This window comes from Microbacterium sp. S1037 (genome assembly GCF_048381605.1).
Lineage (GTDB): Bacteria > Actinomycetota > Actinomycetes > Actinomycetales > Microbacteriaceae > Microbacterium > Microbacterium testaceum_B.
The window spans coordinates 13,245-35,736 of record NZ_JBLWIG010000002.1 but is presented as its reverse complement, the minus strand read 5'-3'; the positions used below and the strand labels follow the sequence as shown (position 1 = coordinate 35,736).

The following is a 22,492-nucleotide window of genomic DNA, read 5'->3' as shown; positions in this document are numbered from 1 at the left end:
CCGCCACCGATCCACTCCCACCGGCGTGTCACCCACGAATTCCGCACGACGGCACGGCCCGCCCCCACCCACCGGCCACGGGCCACGGGCCACGGGCCACGGGCCACGGGCCACGGGCGGCCCCGTACCGTCGGGCGGAGATCACCGGCAACACGCCGCCACCGATCCACTCCCACCGGCGTGTCACCCACGAACTCCGCCCAACGGCACAGCCCACGCCGACCCCGCGGCCGCGGCCGCGGCCACCAGCCACCAGCCACCAGCCACCAGCCACCAGCCACCAACCACCAACCACCAGCCCCAACCACCAGCCCCAACCACCCCGCGCAGACCCCCGGAACACGCGAAAGGCCCCCGGAACCCGAAGATTCCGGGGGCCTGAAGCCCGACGCCTAGGCCGCGAGAGCCGCGGACGACGCGCGGACGACGAAGCCCGAGGCGTCGGCATCCACCGTCACCGCTCCCCCGTCGTTCAGCTCGCCCGACACGAACAGGTCGGCGATGCGGTCGTCGACCTCGCGCTGGATGAGGCGGCGCAGCGGCCGCGCGCCGTATTCGGGCTCGTACCCGACCTCGGCGAGGCGGTCGACGGCCGCGTCGGTGACCTCCAGAGCCACGTCGCGCGAAGCGAGTCGCCGCGCGGACGCGCCCAGCAGCAGCCGCACGATCTCGCGCAGTTGCACCTTCTCGAGCTTCTGGAACAGGACGATGTCGTCGATCCGGTTGAGGAACTCGGGCCGCATCGCCTCGCGCAGCTTGCCCATGACGCGGTCGCGCACGTCCTCGGCGGCGAACTCGCGCGTCGCGAAGCCGATCGCGCCGGAACGGGATGCCAGGATCTCGGCGCCCAGGTTCGAGGTCATCACGATCACCGTGTTGCGGAAGTCGACCGTGCGCCCCTGGCCGTCGGTCAGGCGTCCGTCGTCGAGCACCTGCAGCAGCAGGGTGAACACGTCGGGGTGGGCCTTCTCGATCTCGTCGAACAGCACGACCGCGTAAGGGTTGCGCCGGACGCGCTCGGTGAGCTGACCCGCCTCGTCGTAGCCGACGTACCCGGGAGGGGCGCCGACGAGGCGCGACACGGTGTGGCGCTCACCGAACTCGCTCATGTCGAAGCGGATCACGGCACCATCGTCGTCGAAGAGCGACCCCGCGAGGGCCTTCGCGAGCTCGGTCTTGCCCACGCCGGTGGGGCCGAGGAAGAGGAACGAACCGACGGGACGGTTCTCATCTCCCATGCCCGTGCGGTTGCGGCGCACGGCCTTGGCGACCGCGGTGACGGCGTCGTCCTGCCCGATGACCCGGGCGTGCAACTCGTTCTCGAGCTGCGACAGGCGTCCGCGTTCGGTCGCCGTCAGTCGGGCGACCGGGATGCCGGTGGACCGGCTGATCACCGCGGCGATCTCGGGCTCGTCGACCACGGCCGCGACCCGGGGGCCCCGCGTCGCGTCGTCCAGTCGCGCCTGCACGGCCGCCATCTCGTCACGCAGACGCGAGGCCTCCTCGTAGTGCTCGGCCGAGACGGCGGCGTTCTTCTCCGCCTCGAGGGTGGCGAGGCGCTCCAGCAGCGACGAGGTGTCGACCGAGACGCCGAGCTTCAGACGCAGCCGCGCTCCGGCCTGGTCGATGAGGTCGATCGCCTTGTCGGGGAGCACGCGGTCGGGAAGGTACCGATCACTGAGCTCGACGGCGGCGCGCAGCGCGTCGTCGGTGTAGGTGACGGCGTGGTGCTCCTCGTACGCCGAACGCAGACCGCGGAGGATCTCCACGGCATCCGTCAGCGAGGGCTCGCCCACGCGCACCGGCTGCAGACGCCGCTCGAGAGCGGGGTCCTTCTCGATCGTGCGGTACTCGCGCAGCGTGGTCGCGCCGATGAGACGCACGTCGCCGCGCGCGAGACGCGGCTTGAGGATGTTGCCCGCGTCCATCGACCCGTCGCCGCTGCCGCCCGCACCGACCAGGGTGTGCACCTCGTCGATGAAGACGACGAGCTTCTCGGATGCCGCGATCTCCTCCATCGTCTGGGTGAGTCGCTCCTCGAAGTCGCCGCGATAACGTGCGCCCGCGAGCATCGCCGCGAGGTCGATCGAGACCACGCGGGTGCCGCGGAGCTGCTCGGGAACCTCGTCGGCGACGATCGCGCGAGCCAGTCCCTCGACGATCGCGGTCTTTCCGACGCCGGCCTCGCCGATCAGCACGGGGTTGTTCTTCGTGCGGCGGCTGAGGATCTCGATCGTCTGCTCGATCTCTTCGGCGCGGCCGATGACCGGGTCGAGCTCGCCCGCCGTCGCGAGGGCGGTCAGGTCGGTGCCGAAGCGGTCGAGATTCGGGGTCGTGGATGCCGTCTGCTCGGGCACGGAGCTCGGCTCGCCGCCCACGACGGTCTCGCGCACGCCCTGGGTCAGGGCCTCGGCCGTGACACCGGCCTGCGCGAGGATCTGCCCGGCGGGTGCATCCTGAGCGAGGACGAGGGCGAAGAAGAGGTGGTCGGGGTCGACGTAGGTCGAGCCGGCGGCCCGGGCGACCTGGAACGCGTGGAACAGCGCGCGCTGGACGGAACCGGCGACGACGGCCCCGTCGACGTCGGCCGCGTCGGTGGCGGCGGGCAGCCGACTCTCGGCGGCGCGGGCGATCGCGGCGGGGTCGGCGCCGATACGAGCCACGGCCTCGCGTGCGGGCGACTGCCCCACGAGGACGTGGAGCACGTGCAGGGCGTCGAGCTCGCGCTGTCCGCGACCGAGCGCGAAACGGCCCGCGGCCTGCAGCGCTTCCTGTGTACGGGCGCTCAGGAAGCGACTGAGGTCGATGGACCGCTCGGCGCGCGCACGCTCTCCCGCGAGGTAGCGGGCGAGGAACTCGTCGAACGACTGGGCGCCGTTGTCCCCGGCGCCGGGGGTGAAGTCTTCTGGCACGAATGTCTCCTGTGATACATGAGTCAAGCTCACTCAAGTTTGAGACTTGAGCGGCCATGTATCAAGTTCAACGACGACGTTCCGAGGTTATTCCCGGCAATCTCACGCGCGCAGCGCGGGGTCGGGGGCGTCCCAGAGTTCGACCGTCTGCACGAGCCAGAACACCGCGAACAGGGTCACCACGACCGACTCCCCGAGGAAGATCACCGGCACACCCCCGACGGTCGCCGTCGCCGCCCCGGCGACCAGCACCGCGACCAGGGCGAGGAGCACCCCCAGGATGCCGACCGCGACCACCGCGTAGAGCACACGGAAGCGACGGAGCGCGCGCTGCGGGCGCCAGGCCGAAACGGCGGCGACGACGCCGATCACCGAGAAGAACCCGACGGCGGCGACGTTGTGCGCACCGCGGAGGAACGTCGGGAAATCGGAGAGAGCCCACGTCACGAACCCGGCGACGATCAGGGCGATCCCGAGCAGTGTCACGACGGTCCCCCACCCCGCGGAGCCCTGCGTGCGCGCAAGGACCGCGGCGGAGATCAGGACGACGACGGAGAGGGATGCCACCGACACACCGTTGTTGATCACGCCGGGGACCGCCGCAGGGGGCACGCACACCGCGCCGACCTCGCAGGACGCGTCGGAGATCGGCGTGGGCACCAGCGCGACGACGAGAGCGAACACGGCCGCGACGTCGAGGAGCCCCTGCTCGATGCTGCGCCCGGAGAGGACGAGGAGCGCCAGCGCGATCGCGCACAGACTCCCCACGAAGAGGTCGCCCGCCGGCGTGTAGAACGCGGCACTGATCGAGGGGAGCACACCCGCCCTCGCGACCTCGAGCCCCACGGACACCGCGAGAACGAGGGTCGCCGCCACGATCGACAGCCGCACGTATCGGTAGGTGCGCTGGGTCGACGTCGTGCGGATCCGCATGCCCACATCCTGGCATCGGCCACCGACACGACCACGCCCGGGCTATCGGTCGCCGACCATCCCGACCGTCGACGCAGTCCGACCCGTGTCGGAGGCGTCTGCCAGACTCGTCGCCATGCGCGACTTCCTCGCCGGCGCCGGCCTCCTTCTCCGCGGTCTCGGCCAGTGGCGCCGCACGCCGGGCGCGATGGCACTCGGGCTCATCCCGGGTGCCGTCGTCGGCCTGGCGTTCGGCGCCGCGCTCGTGGGGTGGGGCTTCTGGCTCCCGAGCCTCGTCGACGACTGGACGCCGTTCGCCGACGGATGGGAGCCGTTCTGGGCCGGCGCCCTCCGCGTGGCCATCGGCATCGCGTCGTTCGGCGCGGTGCTGTTCCTCTTCGCCGTCTCGTTCACCGCCGTGACGCTGACGGTCGGCGAGCCGATCTACGACCGGATCTGGCGCGCGACCGAGCGCTCCGCCCTCGGCGCAGTGCCGGACGTCGAGTACGGCTTCTGGCGGGGCGTCGGCGACAGCGTGCGGCTGGTGCTGCGCGGCATCCTGGTCGCCCTCCTCGCGTGGCTGCTCGGGCTCATCCCCCTCGTCGGAGGGGTGCTCGGGGGTGTCGTCGGCCTTCTGCTGACCGGCTGGCTCCTCGCCGACGAGCTCACCTCGCGCGCACTCTCGGCCCGGGGTCTCGACCGTCGGGCGCGACGCACCCTGCTCCGCGAGCACCGCGCGAAGGCGCTCGGGTTCGGCGTCGCGACCCAGATCTGCTTCCTCGTCCCGCTGGGCGCTGTCGCGATCATGCCGGCGGCCGTGGCGGGAAGCACGCTCTGGGCGCACGTTGCGCTCGGCGAGAAACCGTCCCGCGACGCGGTCGAGCGCGAGGCGCGACCCGCCGACCCGGCACGGTAGCCTGGAGCGACCGAAGGGATCCTCATGTTCATCGTCTCGCTCATCCTGTTCGTCGGGGGCATGCTGCTCACCGGCCTGTCGTTCTCGCTCGCGGCCCCCGCGCTCTTCTTCGCCCTCGGCATCATCCTGGTCTCGGCCGCGCTGGCGCTGCCCTTCCACTTCGGCACGCGGTAAGCCGGGAGCATCGGCCATGACGACCTATACCGTGGCCGACTACCTCCTCGACCGGCTCGCCGAGTCAGGGGTACGGCATTTCTTCGGCGTCCCAGGAGACTTCACGCTCGCCTTCCTCGACCACGTCGAGCGCCACCCGCTCATCGAGTGGGTCGGGTGCGCGAACGAGCTCGGCGCGGGCTACGCCGCCGACGGCTACGCGCGCCTCCACGGCCTCGGCGCGCTCAGCACGACCTTCGGCGTGGGCGAGCTCTCCGCCATCAGCGCGGTGGCCGGCAGTTACGCCGAGCACGTCCCCGTCCTGCACGTCGTCGGCGCGCCGACCACCGCGGTGCAGGCAGCCGGGCGGGCGAGCCACCACTCCCTCGGCGACGGCGACTTCGGCCACTTCGCCCGCATGACCGCCGAGGTCACCGCCGCTCAAGAAGTGCTGACGGCGACGGATGCCACGGCCCAGATCGACCGCCTCATCACCGAGGTGCGCCATCGGCGCCTGCCGGGATACCTGCTGATCCCCGCCGACATCGGCGAGACGCCCGTCGACCCTCCATCGGAGCCGCTCCCCTCCCCCGACACCGTCACCGATCCCGCCGTCCTCACCCGCTTCCGCGATGCGGTCGCCGCTCGGCTGGCCGTGGCCGACTCCGTCGCCGTCCTCGCCGACATCCTCGTCGCGCGCCTCGACGCCGAAGACCACCTGCACCGCGTCCTCGAGAGAGGAGTGCCGCACGCCTCGTTGCTGTGGGGCCGCCGCGTCGTCGACGAGTCGGCATCGGGGTATCTCGGTCCCTACCTCGGTGCGGCGAGCGCTCCCGCCGTCCGCGCGGGCATCGAAGACGCCGACGTGCTCGTCATGGCGGGAGTGCAGTTCACCGATCTGACGAGCGGATTCTTCTCGCAGCACATCGACCCGGCGCGCACGATCGAGATCCGCGGCGAACACGCGCGCATCGGCGACGACGACTTCCGCCCGCTCGCGATGCGAGATGCCCTCGACGCCGTCGCCGACGAACTCGCCGCGCTCCCCGGTCGCTTCGCGGTCGATGCGGGAGCCCCGCCCGTCGCTCCGCGACCGCCCGCCGAAGCGGGTGAAGCGCTGTCGCAGTCGGCGCTGTGGCACGAGGTGGCCGCCTTCCTCCGTGACGGCGATACCGTGCTCGCCGACCAGGGCACCTCGTTCTACGGCATGGCCGGAGAACGCCTCCCCCACGGCGTCGTCTTCGGCGGCCAGCCGCTGTGGGCAGCGATCGGTTTCACGCTCCCGGCGATCCTCGGTGCGACCCTCGCCCGACCCGAGCGGCGTCCGGTGCTGCTGATCGGCGACGGCGCTGCCCAGCTCACGAGCGCCGAGCTCGGCACTCTCGTGCGTCACGGCGTGCCCGCGGTCATCGTCGTGGTCGACAACGGCGGCTACACGGTCGAGCGCGTGATCCACGGCCTGCACGAGGAGTACAACGACATCGCGACGTGGGATTGGACCGCGCTCCTCGGCGCCATGGATCCCCGCGGTACGAACGTCGGCGTGCGCGTCGACACCGTCGGCGCTCTCAGCGACGCACTCGCCGCGGCGCGGCGATCGGAGGGGCTGACGCTCATCCAGGCGGTCGTCCCGCAGGACGACGTGCCGCCGGTTCTCGCCGACCTCGCCGCCGCCGCGGCCGCCGCGAACCGCCGGTCCTGACGCGGACCGCCCCTATCCGACGCACCGGACGCGGCGTCCTCACCCCGACCGGCCGGGTACCGTGTCCGAGTGCCGTTCTCACTCGATGCCCTCCGCCGTTGGCCCGATCTCGAGGCACCCGACCTGCTCGCCGCTGATGCGGCCGACCGGCTGATCCTCGACGAGTCCGCGGAAGCCCGGACGGATCTGGCGGACGGAGAGCTCGTCGTGATCGGCGACGCCTATGGGGCGCTCACCCTGGCCTCGGCCGCCGCCGGAGCACGCGGCATCCGCGTGCATCAGGACGAGCTGACCGGCGAACAGGCCCTCGCCGCGAACGCCGAGACGACGCAGCTCACCGGATCGTTCACCTCGCACGCGCGGGATGCCGCCCTCGTCGAGGGTGCGCGCGTCGTGCTGCTGCGCCTGCCGCGGGCGCTGCGTGAGCTGCACGACATCGCGGGGCTCATCGCCCGATACGCCCACCCGGACGTGGTCGTCTTCGCGGGCGGGCGACTGAAGCACATGACCGTGACGATGAACGACGTGCTCCGCGAGCGGTTCGAGCGGGTCGACGTCTCGCACGCCCGGCAGAAGTCCCGCGTCCTCATCGTGCGTGGACCGCACGACGGCGCCGACCCCGAGCCGGAGCGGGCGCGGATCGACGGACTCGAGGTCCGCGCGTTCGGTGGAGCGTTCGCCGGGGCGTCTCTCGATATCGGCACTCGCCTACTCCTCGCCCACCTGCCCGAGCCGAGGGGTGGTGAGGCGATCGACCTCGCGTGCGGTACCGGGATCGTCGCCGCGACGCTGGCGACACGGCATCCCTCCCTCCGGGTGCTCGCGTGCGACCAGTCCGCGATCGCGGTGGAGTCGGCGCGCGCCACGGCCGAGGCCAACGGCGTCGGCGACCGGGTCACCGTAGTGCGCGACGACATGCTGCGAAGCCGGCCCGACGACAGTGCGTCGTTCATCGCGCTCAACCCGCCGTTCCACTCGGGAGCAGCGGTCACCGAGGGCATCGCCCCGCGCATGTTCGCCGAGGCGGCGCGCGTGCTCCGCCCGGGCGGCGAGCTCTGGACGGTGTGGAACTCCGCGCTGCAGTATCGGCCCGCACTCGAGCGTCTCGTCGGGCCGACCCGGCAGGTCGCCCGCGATCGCAAATTCACGGTGACGGTGTCGAGCCGGACGGCGTAGATTCTCGTCATCAGCGCGAGGAGGCGCCATGCGACGTCGCATCATCGGGGTGCCGATCGCCGTCGCCGCCCTGGTGATCCTCGTCACCACCGGCATCCCCACGACGGCGGCAGTGGCGGCCTACACCGATCCTCTGGGGACCACCGTCACGACCCCTCTGTTCGCCGACTGCTCAGGGGTGGACGCGAGCGGTCGCGAGTACGCGCGCCGGCACGGCATCGCGGTGTGCGCGGCGAACACCACCCCGCCGGACGTCGCACTGCGCACCGAAGCGGTCGGCGGCGAGGAGTGCGGCGCGCTCACCCTGACGGCGATGAGCTGGGGGCGGGGTGTCGCGGCGATCGCGTGGAGAGCGTCATCGGAGACCGGTCCGATCGAGGGTGTGAACCTGACCGTGTCGGTCTCGGGGCGGGCGGGAACCACCGTGCACCGCTTCTCGGGGCCGACCGGCTCGACGCCGGCGAGCGAGGGGATGGTGATCTACGTCGGCACCGGTCTCGCGGTCGTCACGATCTCGGGAACCGTCGAAACGGCCGTGGCGGCCTGCTCGCTCTCGTCGGCTCCCGCGCGCATCGGGGTGCGCTGAGGCGTGTCTCAGCCCTTGCCACCGGGAGGGCCGACGACGAGCAGCACGACGAAGACGAGCGCGACGACGGCGACGAGGACGAGGCCGAGCACCCACGGCCGGCGGAGGAAGAACCGCAGCGCACGGTCGATCGGACGCCTGTCGCGCGGGTCGCCGCTGTCGTCGAGCCGCCACGCGCCGCGGAGCCGCCCCGACCGCTGCAACCACAGCTCGGTCGGAATCGTCGCGTACGGGATCACGGCGCTGACGATCGCCACCGCCGCCGGAACGAATCCCCACCGCTGGTTCAGCGCCACGAGCACCGCTGTCGCACCGTAGGCGAGGAACACGAACCCGTGGATGCCGCCGCCGATGCTCACGGCGATCGGGAGGTCGGCGGTGGCCCGCAGGACGAGCCCGCCGATCAACAGGGTCCACGAGATCGCTTCGGCGATCGCGAGCGTGCGGAACAGGGTCAGCGGCGTGCGGAACACGTCTCTCCTCGGGCGGGGTGGAAGATCCCGGAGTCGGGGTTTTCCACCCTACGGAACCCGAGGCCGCGGCATCCCGGGTCTCCTCGACGTCGAACGACGCTCACTCGATCGGCTGGTCGTCCTCCTCGAGCGACGGGTCCGACCTGTCGGCCTCGGCCGCGGTCGACGTGTCCGGCTCGGGGCCGGGTTCGATGGGGCGCTTCTCTCGCTCGGTGTCCATGCCTCCACTCCACCAGATCGGCGTCGGGATGCCAGTGACTTGACGCCTCGAGGCGAGCATCTGCCGCACCGAGCCCGCGCGAAACTCCTGAGATATCAGGGCTGTGGCGCTCCGAAACGCCGTCGCACGGCTGCTGCCTCCGAATTCTCAGGAGTTTCGCCCGGGCCGCCGCGAAGGCGAATCCGACCGCCCGGTGGGGGGCGCGTAGGGTGGAGGGGTGGCGGAATCCCGGGGGCGCGTGTGGACCGGGGTCATCCGGGTGGGGCCGCGACAGGGTGATCATCGCGTGGCGCTGCGGGCCGTGATCAGCGTCGGTGCTCCCCTCCTCGTCCTGTTCCTCATCGGCCGCCTCGATCTCAGCGTGTACGCGAGCTTCGGCGCGTTCGCCGCGCTGTACGGCCGCGCCGACCGCCCGCGGACGCGCGTCCGGATGCAGGCGACCGCGGGTGCCGTCCTCGTCGGCTCGATGCTCGTCGGGACGCTCCTGTCGTTCCTCGCGACGCCCGCGATCGCGAGCGTCGCGGTCGTCGCCGTGCTCGCGGCCGCGGTGACCTTGTTCGCCTACCGCAAGCGCTGGCATCCGCCCGGGGCGCTGTTCGCGGTATTCGCCGCGGGAGCGACGGCGAGCTTTCCCGCGACGGCGGCGACCTTCGGCCTCGTGCTGCTCGTCGGCGGCGCGAGCGTGGTCTGGAGCCTCGTCGTCACCACCGTCCTCGCACTCAGCCGCCGCGCGTCCTGGCGACGCCCCGAGCGCACGCGCCCGCCGATCGGCCCCGTCGCGTGGGAGATGACCGCGACGGTCGGCGTCGCGGCCCTGCTCGCCGGCATCGCGGGCGCGCTGTTGATCGGCACGCACTGGTACTGGGCCATGGTCGGCGCGGTGGCGGCGGTCGGCGGCGCGCACGTGACCGCTCGTCTCATCCGCGGCGTCCAGCGGCTGGTCGGAACACTCCTCGGCGTGCTCATCGCGGCCGGACTCCTCGCCCTCTACCTGCCGCCGTGGCTCGTGATCGTCGTCGCCGTCGCCCTGCAGGCCGGTGCCGAGCTGTTCGTGGGCCGCAACTACGGCATCGCGATGATCTTCATCACGCCGCTCGCCCTCCTCATGGTCTCGCTCGCCTCGCCGGTCACGCCCGACCTGCTGCTGCGCGATCGCGTGCTCGAGACGATCATCGGCGTCGCCGTCGGAACCGTGGTCGCGATCGTGTCGGCGGGGCTCCGGCGCCGTTCCCCGACAGACTGACCCCATGGATGCCGAAAACGCCCGCCGCCTCGGAACCGACGCCGCCGAGCGGATCAGTGCCGGATGCTACGGCGCCCTGGTGTCGGCATCCACTCTCATCGGTCTCGGCGACGCCGATCTGAGCGACGTGATCGCGGTGGTGGCGCTGACGAACGTCGTGTACTTCGCCACCCATGTCTTCGCCTACTCGCTCGGCGATGTCTCCGCGAAGCGTCCGCTGTCGATCATCCGACACCACCTCGCGGTCAGCGCACCGATGGTGTCGGTCACATTCCTGCCGCTCCTCGTCGTCGTGGTGCTCGTGGCGACCGGTGTCGACCTGCCCACCGCTCTCCTCTGGGGCGTCGGCGTGGCGATGGCCTATCTCGTCGCGGTGGCGACGGTCGGCGCGCGTCTGCGCGGGTACTCCCCGATCGTGGTGATCCTCACGGCCGTCGGCGCGGCGGTCATCGCCGGCCTGCTGATCGTGGCGAAGCTGCTCCTGCACTGACCGCGGGCCGGAGCCGGTCTCAGACCGGCGTCGTGGTGTGGTCGCCGTGCCGGTGCACGATGCGCCACGCGCCCTCTTCGCGACGCCAGACATGGGTGACACGGACGACGAAAGGCCGCGGTTCGGCGCCGTCGACCGACAGCACGCCGCTCTCGCGTCCCGCCGTCATCGCCCAGTCCTCCCCGACGAGCACGCGGTCGTACTCGGGCACGAGGGTTCCGCCGCGGAAGCGGCGCGCCACGACCTCGAGCGTCGCCGCGACGTCGGCGGCGGTCGTCGCGTGCGTCCCGAAGCCGCCCATGAGCGTGGCGTCATCGGTGCGGGTCCACAGCGACGCGAACGGGCGGGGATCGCCGTGGCCCATGGCATCCAGGGCTCTGGCGAGGTCGCGGAGGGCGTCGTCGAAGGTCATGCGAACATCGTCGCGCACTCGCGCGCTCGTGTCGCGCGCGTGTCACCCGCCCGTGTCACCGGCCCGTGTCACCGGCAATGTCGGCGGACCGTGACAGGCTGGGTTCTCGTGAGCCCGTCTTCTGCCGTCCCCCGTCTCACCGTCGTCGGCGCCATCAACGTCGACCTCACCGCGCGCGTCGAGCGCGCCCCGGCCGCGGGAGAGACCGTCGCGGACGGGGTGCTCCAGCGCGGGCCGGGCGGGAAGGGCGCGAACCAGGCGGTCGCGGCCGCGCGACTGGGCGCCGAGGTGCGGATGGTCGGCGCCGTGGGCGATGACCTCGACGGGCGCGGCATCCGGGATCAACTGGCCGCCGTGGGCATCGACGCGTCCGGTGTGCAGAGCACCGAGGCCGCCACCGGCACCGCGCTCATCGTCGTCGACGCGACGGGCGAGAACTCGATCGTCGTGTGCGCGGGAGCGAATGCGGCGATCGACCCGGGCACGCTCGGAATCGAGCCCGGCGCCGCGGTGCTGATGCAGCTGGAGGTCTCGGATGCCGTCGTCTCGGCCGCCGCGGAGGCCGCGGGCTACCTCGCGCTGAACGCCGCTCCCGCGCGGCCCCTGCCCGCGGGGGTCCTCGAGCGCTGCGACCTGATCATCGTGAACGAAACGGAGTACGCGCAGCTCCCCGAGGTGCACGACGCTCCCCTGCTGTGCGTGACGCTCGGCGCCGACGGCGCGCGCCTGTACCGCCACGGCGAGCTCGTCGCCGCGGCGGAGGGGGTGCGCACAACCGTCCGCAACACCGTCGGGGCGGGCGACGCCTTCTGCGCGGCGCTCGTCTGCGGGCTGCTGCGCGGCGACGCCGAGGCCGACGCCCTCGCGCGCGCCTGCGCCGTGGGAGCCGCGGCCGTCGCCGACGACGCGTCGCAACCCGCCCTCGAACCCCTCGACGCGTACGGAGCATCCGCATGACCCGCCGCCCGATCCTCGTCGATTGCGACACCGGCATCGACGACGCCCTCGCCCTGGCGTACCTGCTGGCCGAGCCGACGGTCGAGATCGTCGGCGTCACGACGGTGTCGGGGAACACGGATGCCGCCCGCGCGGCCGCCAACACCCTCTCCTTGTTCGAGCTCGCCGGGGTCGACGACATCCCCGTCGCAATCGGAGCGCACGACTTCCGCGGGCGTGAGTACGCGGGTGGGGCTCCGCACGTCCACGGGGCGGACGGGGTCGGCGGGATCACGCTGACGGCGGCCGCCCGCGCACACGACGCCCGCGCGGCCGTCGAGCTTATCGATCACCTGGCCCAGCGGCATCCGGATCTCACCGTGCTCGCCCTCGGACCGCTCACGAACCTCGCCGCGTACGCCGAGACCCCCGGGGTGGCCGCTCTCGACCGGCTCGTGATCATGGGAGGCGCGTTCTCGCACTCGGGCAACGTGACCGCGTGGGCCGAAGCCAACATCCACAACGACCCCGAGGCCGCCGCCGCCGTGTTCGCGCAGGACTGGGACATCACCGCCGTTCCCCTCGACGTGACGATGACGCAGACCCTGGATGCCACCGACCTCGTGCGCCTCGACGCGATCCCCGGCGCCTTCCCCCGGGCGTTGGCCGCGATGCTCCCGGCCTACCTCGACTTCTACGAGGGCCGCGTGTTCCCCGACCGCCGCTGCGCACTGCACGACCCCCTCGCCGCGATGGTCGCCGCGGGCGCGCTGCGCGGGGTCAGCGTCGCCCGCGGACGCATCGATGTGCGCCTCGAACGCGGCGAGCGCGGACGCACGGTGTCATCGCACCCGTCCGAGAGGCAGCGCTGGGTGCGCGGCATGGAGGGCTCGGCGGTCGAGCTGCTGCTGGACCGCCTCGAGCGGCGGGTGTGGCCGGGCTGAGTTTCTCCGACCTCCCGCGCGGGACCGGTCGCCGGTCGTACCGCCACGCGGAGTCGGCCACCGACACGCCGCTCGCGGCGACGCTCGCGCGGCGTGTCGCGCATGAACTCCGCGAGACGGCTCGCGGACCGCGGCACGCATCTCGGCGAGGAACGTTCAGTGCGCTATCCGCGTGCTCGCCCACCGCGCGAGCTGCGCGACTAGGGCCCGCACGAGGGGACTGTCGTACGCCTCGACGTCGTGCCCCAGAGCCGAGTACGCGGATCGAACCCCGTCGCTCTCCCGAACCCAGACCACCGGGTGCGCCTCACCCGCGTGGTCCTGGCGATACAGCACGCGCGTCTCATCGGCGACCCGGAGCCAAGAATAGGCCTCGTCCACGGTGTCGATGAGGGCGGGGAGATCTCCCGCCGCGGCCTCCGCCGCGCGGACCAGCCGCATCGATCCGCGCTCCGGGTGCATAGAGTGGCCCCTCACCCAGCGACCGCCGAGTCGCTCCTCCCAGAGGTCGTGTTCGGGGAGCAATGTCGAGGCGACGTGCAGCGCGAGCAGTCCCCCGGTGTGCCCGTCGACCGCCGCGCGGAGATCCGCGTCGCGTGGATGCGCCTGCGGCCCGCCGCCGGCGTTGACGACGAGGAGATCCGCTCCGCTCGACCGCTCGGCGAGCTCGTCGACCGTCAGCACGGAGTCCACCGAGAACCCCTCGTCCCGCAGAATGTCGGCGAGCACCGCGCTGGTCTCGACGAACGGATGCCACGGGTCGACGTAATCCCCACCGCCCGAGAACAGCACCACGCGACTCATGCGGGCGCCGCCGTGGACCCGCGCAGGATCAGGCGCGGCTCCACGTGCAGCTGCAGGGGCGGTTCCGCGCTCGGATCGGAGACGAGGTCGATGAGCCGGCGAGCGGCGAGCGCCCCGACCCGACGCCGATCCGGTGCCACCGCGGCGATCGGCGGATCGGCGTGAGCGGAGACGTCGTCGTCGTACGCGACGATCGACAGCTGCTGTGGCACGCTGATGCCCCGCGACCGGGCGTTCTGGAGGAGGCCGAAGAGGGAGTTCTCGTCGCCGTGGCAGAACAGTGCCGTGGCGCCGGTGCGCTCCACGGCATCCATTACGACATCCGCACCCCCGCGCTCCCAGCGGGGTCCGGCCCCGAGCTCGGCGGGACCCAGGATGCCGCTCCCTTCGGCGATGCCCAGGCGCTCGAGCGCATCGCGCCAGCCGAGACGGACGAACTCCGAGCTCTGCGAGCTGCCGCGGCTGACCATGAGGATGCGGCGATGACCGAGGGAGGTGAGGTGACGCACGGCGGACAGCGCGCCGCGCTCGTGCGCGGTGCGTACGGACGACACCGTTCCCAGCCCCCCGCCCGGAAGCTCCCGTTCGACGAACACCACGGGGACACTCAGGCTCTCGAGCTTCTCGAGGAATCCGGGGGGCGCCTGTCGCTCCGAGACCGTGGGAACCCAGAGCAGGCCCGCGACGCCGCTCGCCACGAGCTCGTCGATGAGGCGGTACTCCTCGTCGAGGTCGTACTCGGAGATCGCGAGCCGCATGTCTCCCCCCGCCGCGAGGACGTCGTTGACTCCTTCGACGACGTAGCGGTAGTAGTACGACGTCGGCACGACGACACCGATCGTTCCCGTGAACGCCGCCTCCGTCCCGGCCGCGGACTCCGAGCGCAGAACCGCGCCGCCGCGGACCTTGTCGAGAACCTGCTCCGCGACCAGGGAGTCGAGGTCGCGACGCACCGTCACGTGGGAGACGCCCAGATCACTGACGAGCGAGGTGATGCTGACCGCTCCGTCCTGTTGCGCACGACTCAGAATCCGCGCACGTCGTTCCGCAGCAAGCATCGAGGCCTCCTTTGCCCGTCCGTCGGTCTCATCCTAATCAGCTGGCCCATTCTGTTCCAGTCTGAAAAATTTGCCCTTCCGATTTTCTTTATCTTTCTTTTACTTGCCATATCTTTCCATCCGTGATCATACTGACGGGTCGCTGGCAACGACGCCGCGACGACTCGAAGGAGACGTCATGATTCGACGACGAACGACACTCTGGATCGGCGGTGCGACGGTCGTCGCCCTCGCCGCGGGAGGGGTGATCGCCGCCACACCCGCGCTCGCGGCGACCGTCACCCAGGTGGCGGTGAGCCAGGCCGGTTACAGCGCCACGGGGCTCAAGGTGGGGTCCATCGTCGTGGACGGCAACCTCGCCCCCGGCGCATCCTGTCGCATCCTCCAGGGGACGACGGTCGCGGTGCCCGCATGCACGCTCACCGACGCCGGAACCGTGTGGGGCGACCACGTGTACACCGTGGACTTCTCCGATCTCACGACCCTCGGCGAGGACTACGCACTCGAGGTCGACGGCATCGCCTCGCCCCCTTTCGCGATCCGCGACAACGTCTGGGCGGGCTACCTCGACGAGATGACGGCGTTCTACCGCCTGCAGCGCTCGGGTGTCGCCACCGCCGACGCCTACCCGGACGGCTACAGCAGCATCGCGCCCTCGGCCAAGATCTTCCACGGCCCGGGCCACCTCGACGACGCCGCGTCCGAGAACGGCACCGTCCACTACGACCTCACGGGTGGGTGGTACGACGCCGGCGACTACGGCATCTACGGCGGAAACCAGTGGGTCGGGGGCAACATCGCCATCAGCTACCTCCGCTACGGCGACACCCCCGCGGTCGCCTTCGACAACGACGCCAACGGCGTGCCCGATCTCGTGGACGAGGCCCGTTTCGGCAGCGAGTACCTCCTGCGGATGTGGGATGCCTTCGGCGGGGCGTTCTGGGACGTCAAGGGCAGCGGGGGCTTCCAGCATCCCGACAAGCACACCGACGGCATCGTCGGAACGAAGGACGACCGACGTATCTCGGGCTACGGGGTCGGCGGCTCGGCGAAGGCCGCGGGCACTCTCGCCGCGACGGCGCGCGCGGTGGACAAGGCCCTCGCCGACGGCGCGATCCCGTCCGCCGACGTCGCCGAGTGGCAAGCGTTCTCCGCACAGGCCCGCGCCGGCGCGGAGGGCTTCTACTCCTACGCCGACACGCACCGGGCGGATCCGCTCGGCGGGTACTCGACCACACGCGGAGGGATCGACAACTCGCTGCTGTTCGCCGAGGTCGAGCTGCACCTGCTGACGGGCGACACCTCGTACCGGGATGCCGCCGAGAGCACCATCGCGGCCACGGACTTCAGCATCTTGTCGAACACGAACTACTGGGACCTCGCGCCCCTCTCGATGGCGGAGCTCTATCCCGCGGCGACGCCGACGGCCCAGGGGCAGATCCATGCGTACCTCGAGAAGCAGCTGGACTACTTCCTCTCCAGCACCGACGACACGCCCTACGGCGTCGTCAATCAGTTCAAGAACTTCGGGGTCAACGAACCGCACGTCTCCTACGTGGCCGACGCCCTGCGCTACTACGAGCTGTTCGGCGACGAGCGCGCTCTCCGCGCCGTCCAGCGCGGTCTCTACTGGGTGTTCGGGAACAACCCCTGGGGCACGAGCTGGGTGTCCGGCGTAGGCGAGAAGAGCGTGAAGTTCCTGCACACCCGCCTCGACGAGGACGCGCAGAATCAAGCGGGCACGGGCGTCGTCGTGCCGGGTGCGCTGGTCAGCGGCCCCAACGCCCGGGACCCGCTCGACGTCCGCAGCGCGAGCCCGTGGTACGTCGACCGCCCGGTGTGGCAGGACAGCGGGCAGCAGTGGCGCTACAACGAGTACAGCGTCAGCATCGAGGCGGGACTCTTCTCGGCGCTGTTCGGCCTGACCGCCGTCGGGGATGCCCCCTGGTCCGCGGGGACCGCGCCGGCCGCGCGGAACGTGACCTCGCCCCGGATCGGCGACGAGGTCACGGGAGACGTCACCGTCTTCGCCGAGAGCGGTCTCGACGCTCCCGCCCTCGGACCGAACTGGTCGCCCATGACCGTGGCGGGCGGCGTCGCGACCGGCGTCGTCAACGTCGACAGCGCCGCCCCGTTCACGAACACGCGCGTGGACGTCCGCGGCACCCAGACCGACGGGTCGCAGGTGTACTCGTCGACGCACTACACCGTGGCCCCTCCGTTGCCGACGCCGCAGAGTCCCTTGCTGTACGACGGGTTCGGCAAGGACGGCCTGTTCGGCGTCCAGGGCTACACCTGGACGAACTGGTACAACAACCACGCGGGCGTGGGCTCGGTGACCAACACCACCGTCGACGGGCGGACGGTCGGGAGGTTCTTCCAGAACCCCGCGACAGCGGCATCCCAGGCGAAGTTCCAGCCGTGGCACCACGCCGCGGACGCCAGCGGCTACCGCTACCTGAGCGTCACGATGCGCTCGCCCTCGCCCAACCTGCGGTTGCGCATCGAGGTCTCCGACGCCGACTCGAACCATCGCGTCACGGGGAACGCGCCGATCGCGGTGTCGAGCACGTGGAACACGTACTCGTTCGACCTTGCGGCCTTCCCCGGCCTCGATCGCTCGCAGGCGAAGATCGTCTTCTGGCTGCAGCAGACGGCGGACACCGACGGCGAGCTGTTCGTCGACGATGTGAGCTTCACCAACCAGGCGACGGGCACAGCCCCGACCCTCACGGCGATCTCGCACACGAGCGGATCGCTGACCACCGGCGACGACGTGACCGTGCAGGCGACGTACACGGATGCCGACGGGCAGGCGCCGCACAAGGTCCAGCTCGTGCTGGACGGGGTGGTGCACGACATGGCCCCGGTGGATCCGTCCGACACGGTCGTGACCGACGGTGCGGTCTACGCCGTCACCGGCCGATGGGTGAAGGGCGTGCACAGCTACTCCGTGCGCACCACCGACACCACGTCGGCTGTGGTGACCTCCGCGACGACGACAGGGGTCGTCGTCCAGTGACGACGAAGCAGGGGCGAGCTCCGGCTCGCCCCTGCTTCGTCGTGCGTCAGGCCGAGAGCCCGAGCAGGGATCGATCGACCCTGTTCGTCGGCGCCTCGCCCCGCACGAGGGTCTGCAGACCGTCCAGGGCGGAGTCGGTGAGCCGCAGGGTCTCGGCGTGCATCGCCCCGGCGATGTGCGGCGTCAGCACCACCCCCGGCGCCCCGAAGAGCGGGGAGTCGGGCGGGAGCGGCTCGGGGTCCGTGACGTCCAAGACCGCGCGCAGCAGTCCGCTCCGGCAGCGCTCGAGCAGGGCCTCGGTGTCGACGAGCGATCCGCGAGCGGTGTTGATGAGCACCGCGTTCGGCCGCATGGAGGCGATCCGTCGCGCGTCCAGCAGGTGCCGGGTGGACGGGAGCTCCGGGGCGTGGATCGACACGATGTCACTCCCGGCCATCAGGGCGTCCAGTTCCACCAGAGCGGCGCCGGCCGCCCGCACCTCCTCCGCCGCGGCGTACGGGTCGGCCACGAGGACCTCGAAGCCGAAGGGGGCGAGAAGCGCCGCGACGCGTCGTCCGACACGCGAGAAGCCGACGATGCCGACGGCGCCGCCGAAGGTCGCCGACGGGGGGATCCCGTCGCGCCAGCCCCCGGCGACTTCGCGCGTCGAGGCGTAGCCCGCGATGTAGGCGGGCACGCGCTTGGCCTCCAGCAGGATCATCGCGAGCGTGAACTCCGCGACGGGGATCGCGTTGGCTTCCGCCGCGCTCGTGACGACGATGCCCCGGTCCCAGACGTCCTCGGAGATGAGGTTCTTCACCGACCCACCGGTGTGGAGGATGCCACGCAGGCGCGGAGCCGCGCGGAGAACCTCGGGCCCGAGGTGCGGGGCTCCCCACCCGGTGATCAGATACTCCACCTGGGCGAGGCGTTCGAGCGCACGGCCGTCGAAGACGTCGACGCGCACCGGGTCGTCCAATGTCACGAGCGATCGCAGACGCGCCCAGCGGGCCTCATCGAACAGATCGGCGTACGTGCGGGGGGCCATGACGAGGAGCGCGTGGGGGCGTCCGCTCGAGGTGTCGCCGTCGACGGTGTCAGCCATGAGCACGAGGCAACCACACCTCTCACAAGTGCACAAGTCTTAAACCTTTGTGTTTCCGATTTGAAAATATTTCTTGCGAACTGAACACGGCTGTGTTCATACTGGGCCACGTACACGACGAGGTGGCGCACCACCTGTTCCTCGTCGGGTACGCGCGCGGCGGTCATCCGGCCGCCCCCGAACGGAGGAATCATGCAACACCGCACACGCCGCGTCATCGCAGCCGCCGTCGTCGTGCCCGCCCTGGCGGTCATGGCCGGTTGCAGCGGCGGCAATGGAGCCGGCGACGCCGACAGCGGAGACGGGAAGGTCACGATCACCGTCATGGGCAAGCCCGCGGCGACCAACACGGCCGCCGTGCAGCTCTTCGAACGCCAGGTGTCGGAGTTCGAGGCGGCGAACCCGAACATCACCCTCGAGGCATCCGATGTCCCGTGGGATGCCAAGACCTTCGCCACCCGCCTCGCCGGCGGCAGCGCCCCCACGCTCCTGCGCGTGCCGCTGACCGAGCCCCCGGCTCTCATCGAACGCGGCCAGGTCGCCGACATCGCCTCCGTCGCTTCGAAGCTGGACAGCTTCTCGAACCTCAACCCGCGCGTGATGCAGTTCCTCGAGCAGGGCGACGCCGTCTACGGCATCCCAGAGAAGAGCTACGCCTTCGGACTCGTGTACAACCGCGACCTCTTCACCCAGGCGGGTCTCGACCCCGACTCTCCGCCGCAGACGTGGGACCAGGTCCGGACCGCGGCGAAGAAGATCACCGAGGCCACCGGCAAGACCGGCTTCGGCGAGATCTCGACGAACAACAGCGGCGGGTGGCACCTCACCGGCTACGACTACACCTACGGCGGGAAGATGATCGACCAGGCCGCTGACGGCACCTGGACGGCGGCGTTCAACGACGACGCCTCCCGCGAGGTGCTGCAGATGTGGAAGGACATGCGCTGGAAGGACGACTCGCTCGGCGACAACGTCCTCGGAAAGCAGGAGGACCTCGTCGCGGAATTCACGGCGGGCAACGTCGGCATGTGGGTGACCGCCCCGCCGGACGTGTACCCCAACTACATCGCGGCGGGCGGCAAGCCCGAGGCGTTCGGTGCGGGACCCATGCCCCAGGGCGGAGCGAACGCCACGCTGGCCGGAGCCACCGTCCTCATGGTCAACGCCACCGCGACCGAGGCCGAGAAAGAGGCCGCGGTCAAGTGGATCGATTGGCGTGCCCTGCGGCCCAATTACGACCTCGAGGTCGCGGCCGAGACCGCGAAGGCCTCGGCCGCCGACGGCCTGCCGGTCGGCGTGCCCGTCGCCCCGATCTTCACCGCTGAGGCCTACGCCGCCTACCGCGATGCGATCGCCGACTACGTCAACGTCCCCGTGCAGAACTTCGCGCCGTACACCGCTTCGCTCGACAAGCTCGAGTACGTCCCCGAGCCGGCCGTCGCCTCGCAGGAGATCTATGCGGCCCTCGATCCGGTCGTCCAATCGGTCCTCACGGACGAGAACGCCGACATCGATTCGCTGCTCGACGACGCGGAGCAGCGGGTCAACCAGATCCTGGCCCAGCACAAGTGATGACCGTCACCACCGACCGCCTGCGCAGCACGACACCCGTTCGTGCCGCGCAGGCGGCTCGCCCCGGCGTACCGCGTCGGCGCTCGTTGACGCGCCGGCGGGCGGCGATCGCGGGGCTCGTCTTCCTGCTCCCCACGTTCGTCGTCTTCGGCTACTTCGCCTGGTGGCCGATCCTCCAGAGCGCGGCCCTCGCCTTCCAGCAGACCGACCTGGTCACTGCCCCCGAGTGGGTCGGGTGGAGCAACTTCGAGGTGCTCTTCTCGGATCCGCTCCTCCCCCGCGCGGCCGTGAACACGCTGTGGTTCACCGTGCTCTCGCTGGCGATCGGACTCCCCGTCCCGCTCGTGTGCGCGGTGCTCATCTCCGAGCTGCGCCGCGGCGGCACCCTCGCACGCGTTCTCGCCTACCTGCCCGTCGTGATCCCTCCCGTGGTCTCGGTCCTGCTCTGGAAGGTGTTCTTCAACCCGGGCGCGTCGGGGGTGGTCAACAGCCTCCTCGGACTCGTCGGCATCGACCCCCTGCCCTGGCTGCAGTCCCCCGGCACCGCGATGCCGAGCCTCGTGATCGTGGCGACCTGGTCGGGTGCCGGCACCGCGATCCTCATCTACCTGGCCGCGCTGACCGGCGTCAGCACAGAGCTCTACGAGGCGGCCGAACTCGACGGCGCCTCGGTCTGGAAGCGCATCGTGCACATCACTCTCCCGCAGATGCGCGGGGTGATCCTCGTGCTCCTGCTGCTGCAGATCATCGGGGCGATCCAGGTCTTCACCGAGCCGTACGTGATGACCGACGGAGGACCGGCCAACGCCACCGTGACGATCCTGCTGATGATCTACCGCTACGCGTTCCTCTTCGGCAACTACGGCGTGGCCACGGCCCTCAGCCTCCTCCTCGCCGTCGTCCTCATCATCGTCTCCGCGGTCTATCTGCGGCTCACCCGTTCCTGGAGCACCCGATGACCGCGACGACCGAGAACCGTCCGGCGCGAGCCGCCGCACAGCCGCGCGAACGCGGCATCCTGTCCAGCTTCGACTGGCGCCGACCCCGCATCTTCGTCGGGTGGCGGGCGATGCACATCGTCCTGCTGATCGGTCTCGTGGCCCTCGGGGCCGTTCCCCTGTTGTGGATGCTGCGCGCGGCGATCTCGTCCACGACGGATCTGCTGCAGCATCCCCTCAGTCTCGTTCCCAGCCCCGCGAAGTGGGAGAACCTCCCCGACGCGTGGAACCTCCTGTCTATCGGACAGTATCTCGGCAACACGGTCGTGCTCGTGGGCGGGTCGTGGATCGTCCAGCTCGTCGTCTCGGCGACCGCGGGGTTCGCTCTCGCGGTGATCCGACCCTGGTACGGGCGCATCGTGTACGGGGCGATCCTGCTCACGCTCTTCGTCCCCGGCACGGTGACCCTGATCGCGCTGTACCTCACGGTGCTCGACCTGCCGCTGCTGCACCTCAGCCTCACCGACACCCCCTGGGCCGTGTGGCTGCCCGCGGGAGCGAATGCCTTCACCATCCTGCTGGTGAAGCAGTTCTTCGAGGACATCCCGCGCGATCTCTTCGAGGCCGCGCAGCTCGACGGAGCGGGATGGTTCACCATCTTCTGGCGGATCGTCCTGCCGATGTCGCGGCCGATCCTCGCGGTGGTCTCCCTGTTGTCGATCATGACGGCCTGGAAAGAGTTCCTCTGGCCGCTCATCGTGCTGACCGACCCCGAGACTCAGCCGCTCGCCGTCGCCCTCCCCCGCCTCGCGCAAGCGACCGACCCGGCGTATCTCATCGCGGGTCTGGTGATCGCCAGCATCCCTCCCATCCTCATCTTCCTGATCTTCCAGCGTTCCATCGTCAAGGGGATCGGCTTCACCGGCCTGAAAGGCTGAC

General features: G+C 70.9%; 20 protein-coding genes. 13 read left to right on the top strand and 7 right to left on the bottom strand.

Annotated features, from left to right (window positions below):
- Positions 1 to 392 precede the first annotated feature (392 nt).
- Together ACMW4R_RS10925 and ACMW4R_RS10920 are read right to left on the bottom strand one after the other, a co-directional pair.
- Entirely contained in the window at positions 393 to 2,912 is a 2,520-nt protein-coding gene (locus ACMW4R_RS10925; protein WP_418299926.1) for an ATP-dependent Clp protease ATP-binding subunit, read from the bottom strand.
- Positions 2,913 to 3,014: 102 nt separating this feature from the next.
- Positions 3,015 to 3,845: a hypothetical protein gene (locus tag ACMW4R_RS10920; RefSeq protein WP_418299925.1), complete on the bottom strand. Its 831-nt coding sequence runs from the start codon at positions 3,843 to 3,845 to the stop codon at positions 3,015 to 3,017.
- Positions 3,846 to 3,960: 115 nt separating this feature from the next.
- On the opposite strand from ACMW4R_RS10920, the gene ACMW4R_RS10915 reads away from it, so the two are divergent.
- The 5 genes from ACMW4R_RS10915 to ACMW4R_RS10895 all read left to right on the top strand — a co-directional run bounded on the left by ACMW4R_RS10915 (position 3,961) and on the right by ACMW4R_RS10895 (position 8,357).
- On the top strand, positions 3,961 to 4,740 hold the full coding sequence (locus ACMW4R_RS10915; protein ID WP_418299924.1) for an EI24 domain-containing protein: 780 nt from the start codon (positions 3,961 to 3,963) through the stop codon (positions 4,738 to 4,740).
- A gap of 24 nt (positions 4,741 to 4,764) precedes the next feature.
- A complete protein-coding gene (locus tag ACMW4R_RS10910) occupies positions 4,765 to 4,914 on the top strand; it encodes a hypothetical protein (RefSeq protein ID WP_193751309.1) in 150 nt (49 codons plus the stop codon).
- A gap of 16 nt (positions 4,915 to 4,930) precedes the next feature.
- Positions 4,931 to 6,595: an alpha-keto acid decarboxylase family protein gene (locus ACMW4R_RS10905; protein WP_418299923.1), complete on the top strand. Its 1,665-nt coding sequence runs from the start codon at positions 4,931 to 4,933 to the stop codon at positions 6,593 to 6,595.
- Positions 6,596 to 6,664: 69 nt separating this feature from the next.
- Positions 6,665 to 7,771, top strand: a complete 1,107-nt coding sequence (locus tag ACMW4R_RS10900; RefSeq protein WP_418299922.1) for a class I SAM-dependent methyltransferase — start codon at positions 6,665 to 6,667, stop codon at positions 7,769 to 7,771.
- 28 nt (positions 7,772 to 7,799) lie between these two features.
- Complete coding sequence (locus tag ACMW4R_RS10895) at positions 7,800 to 8,357, top strand: hypothetical protein (protein WP_418299921.1); 558 nt, start codon at positions 7,800 to 7,802, stop codon at positions 8,355 to 8,357.
- Between the two features lie 8 nt (positions 8,358 to 8,365).
- Here the strand turns inward: ACMW4R_RS10895 and ACMW4R_RS10890 are convergent, their stop codons facing one another.
- Positions 8,366 to 8,830 carry a DUF3817 domain-containing protein gene (locus tag ACMW4R_RS10890; protein ID WP_363334512.1) on the bottom strand — a complete coding sequence of 155 codons (465 nt, stop codon included), beginning with the start codon at positions 8,828 to 8,830 and terminating at the stop codon, positions 8,366 to 8,368.
- Between the two features lie 437 nt (positions 8,831 to 9,267).
- Here ACMW4R_RS10890 and ACMW4R_RS10885 point away from each other — a divergent pair, with 437 nt between their 5' ends.
- Both ACMW4R_RS10885 and ACMW4R_RS10880 read left to right on the top strand, forming a co-directional pair.
- Positions 9,268 to 10,293, top strand: a complete 1,026-nt coding sequence (locus tag ACMW4R_RS10885) for an FUSC family protein (protein ID WP_418299920.1) — start codon at positions 9,268 to 9,270, stop codon at positions 10,291 to 10,293.
- A 4-nt stretch (positions 10,294 to 10,297) separates the two neighbouring features.
- Entirely contained in the window at positions 10,298 to 10,783 is a 486-nt protein-coding gene (locus tag ACMW4R_RS10880; protein WP_058595098.1) for a hypothetical protein, read from the top strand.
- Positions 10,784 to 10,802: 19 nt separating this feature from the next.
- Here the strand turns inward: ACMW4R_RS10880 and ACMW4R_RS10875 are convergent, their stop codons facing one another.
- Positions 10,803 to 11,195, bottom strand: a complete 393-nt coding sequence (locus tag ACMW4R_RS10875) for a YybH family protein (RefSeq protein ID WP_363334518.1) — start codon at positions 11,193 to 11,195, stop codon at positions 10,803 to 10,805.
- 108 nt (positions 11,196 to 11,303) lie between these two features.
- Between ACMW4R_RS10875 and ACMW4R_RS10870 the strand changes: the two genes are divergently transcribed.
- Complete coding sequence (locus tag ACMW4R_RS10870; RefSeq protein ID WP_418299919.1) at positions 11,304 to 12,152, top strand: ribokinase; 849 nt, start codon at positions 11,304 to 11,306, stop codon at positions 12,150 to 12,152.
- The gene (locus tag ACMW4R_RS10865; RefSeq protein WP_418299918.1) at positions 12,149 to 13,075 is read left to right on the top strand and encodes a nucleoside hydrolase; all 927 of its coding nucleotides are present in this window, start codon (positions 12,149 to 12,151) and stop codon (positions 13,073 to 13,075) included. The genes ACMW4R_RS10870 and ACMW4R_RS10865 overlap by 4 nt, the downstream gene beginning before the upstream one ends.
- Before the next feature lie 156 nt (positions 13,076 to 13,231).
- On the opposite strand, the gene ACMW4R_RS10860 is transcribed toward ACMW4R_RS10865, so the two are convergent.
- Both ACMW4R_RS10860 and ACMW4R_RS10855 read right to left on the bottom strand, forming a co-directional pair.
- On the bottom strand, positions 13,232 to 13,879 hold the full coding sequence (locus tag ACMW4R_RS10860) for a ThuA domain-containing protein (RefSeq protein WP_418299917.1): 648 nt from the start codon (positions 13,877 to 13,879) through the stop codon (positions 13,232 to 13,234).
- On the bottom strand, positions 13,876 to 14,937 hold the full coding sequence (locus ACMW4R_RS10855) for a substrate-binding domain-containing protein (protein WP_418299916.1): 1,062 nt from the start codon (positions 14,935 to 14,937) through the stop codon (positions 13,876 to 13,878). Before ACMW4R_RS10855 ends, ACMW4R_RS10860 begins: the two co-directional genes overlap by 4 nt.
- 178 nt (positions 14,938 to 15,115) lie before the next feature.
- Here ACMW4R_RS10855 and ACMW4R_RS10850 point away from each other — a divergent pair, with 178 nt between their 5' ends.
- Positions 15,116 to 17,959, top strand: coding sequence for a glycoside hydrolase family 9 protein (locus ACMW4R_RS10850; protein ID WP_418299915.1), 2,844 nt, complete (start codon positions 15,116 to 15,118; stop codon positions 17,957 to 17,959).
- 46 nt (positions 17,960 to 18,005) lie between these two features.
- Here the strand turns inward: ACMW4R_RS10850 and ACMW4R_RS10845 are convergent, their stop codons facing one another.
- A complete protein-coding gene (locus ACMW4R_RS10845) occupies positions 18,006 to 19,043 on the bottom strand; it encodes a hydroxyacid dehydrogenase (protein ID WP_418299914.1) in 1,038 nt (345 codons plus the stop codon).
- A gap of 192 nt (positions 19,044 to 19,235) precedes the next feature.
- On the opposite strand from ACMW4R_RS10845, the gene ACMW4R_RS10840 reads away from it, so the two are divergent.
- From ACMW4R_RS10840 to ACMW4R_RS10830, 3 genes are read left to right on the top strand one after another with little or no spacing between them, the layout of a single operon-like run.
- Complete coding sequence (locus ACMW4R_RS10840; protein WP_418299913.1) at positions 19,236 to 20,615, top strand: ABC transporter substrate-binding protein; 1,380 nt, start codon at positions 19,236 to 19,238, stop codon at positions 20,613 to 20,615.
- Positions 20,615 to 21,574, top strand: a complete 960-nt coding sequence (locus tag ACMW4R_RS10835) for a carbohydrate ABC transporter permease (protein ID WP_418299912.1) — start codon at positions 20,615 to 20,617, stop codon at positions 21,572 to 21,574. The genes ACMW4R_RS10840 and ACMW4R_RS10835 overlap by 1 nt, the downstream gene beginning before the upstream one ends.
- The gene (locus tag ACMW4R_RS10830) at positions 21,571 to 22,491 is read left to right on the top strand and encodes a carbohydrate ABC transporter permease (RefSeq protein ID WP_418299911.1); all 921 of its coding nucleotides are present in this window, start codon (positions 21,571 to 21,573) and stop codon (positions 22,489 to 22,491) included. Before ACMW4R_RS10835 ends, ACMW4R_RS10830 begins: the two co-directional genes overlap by 4 nt.
- Position 22,492 lies beyond the last annotated feature (1 nt).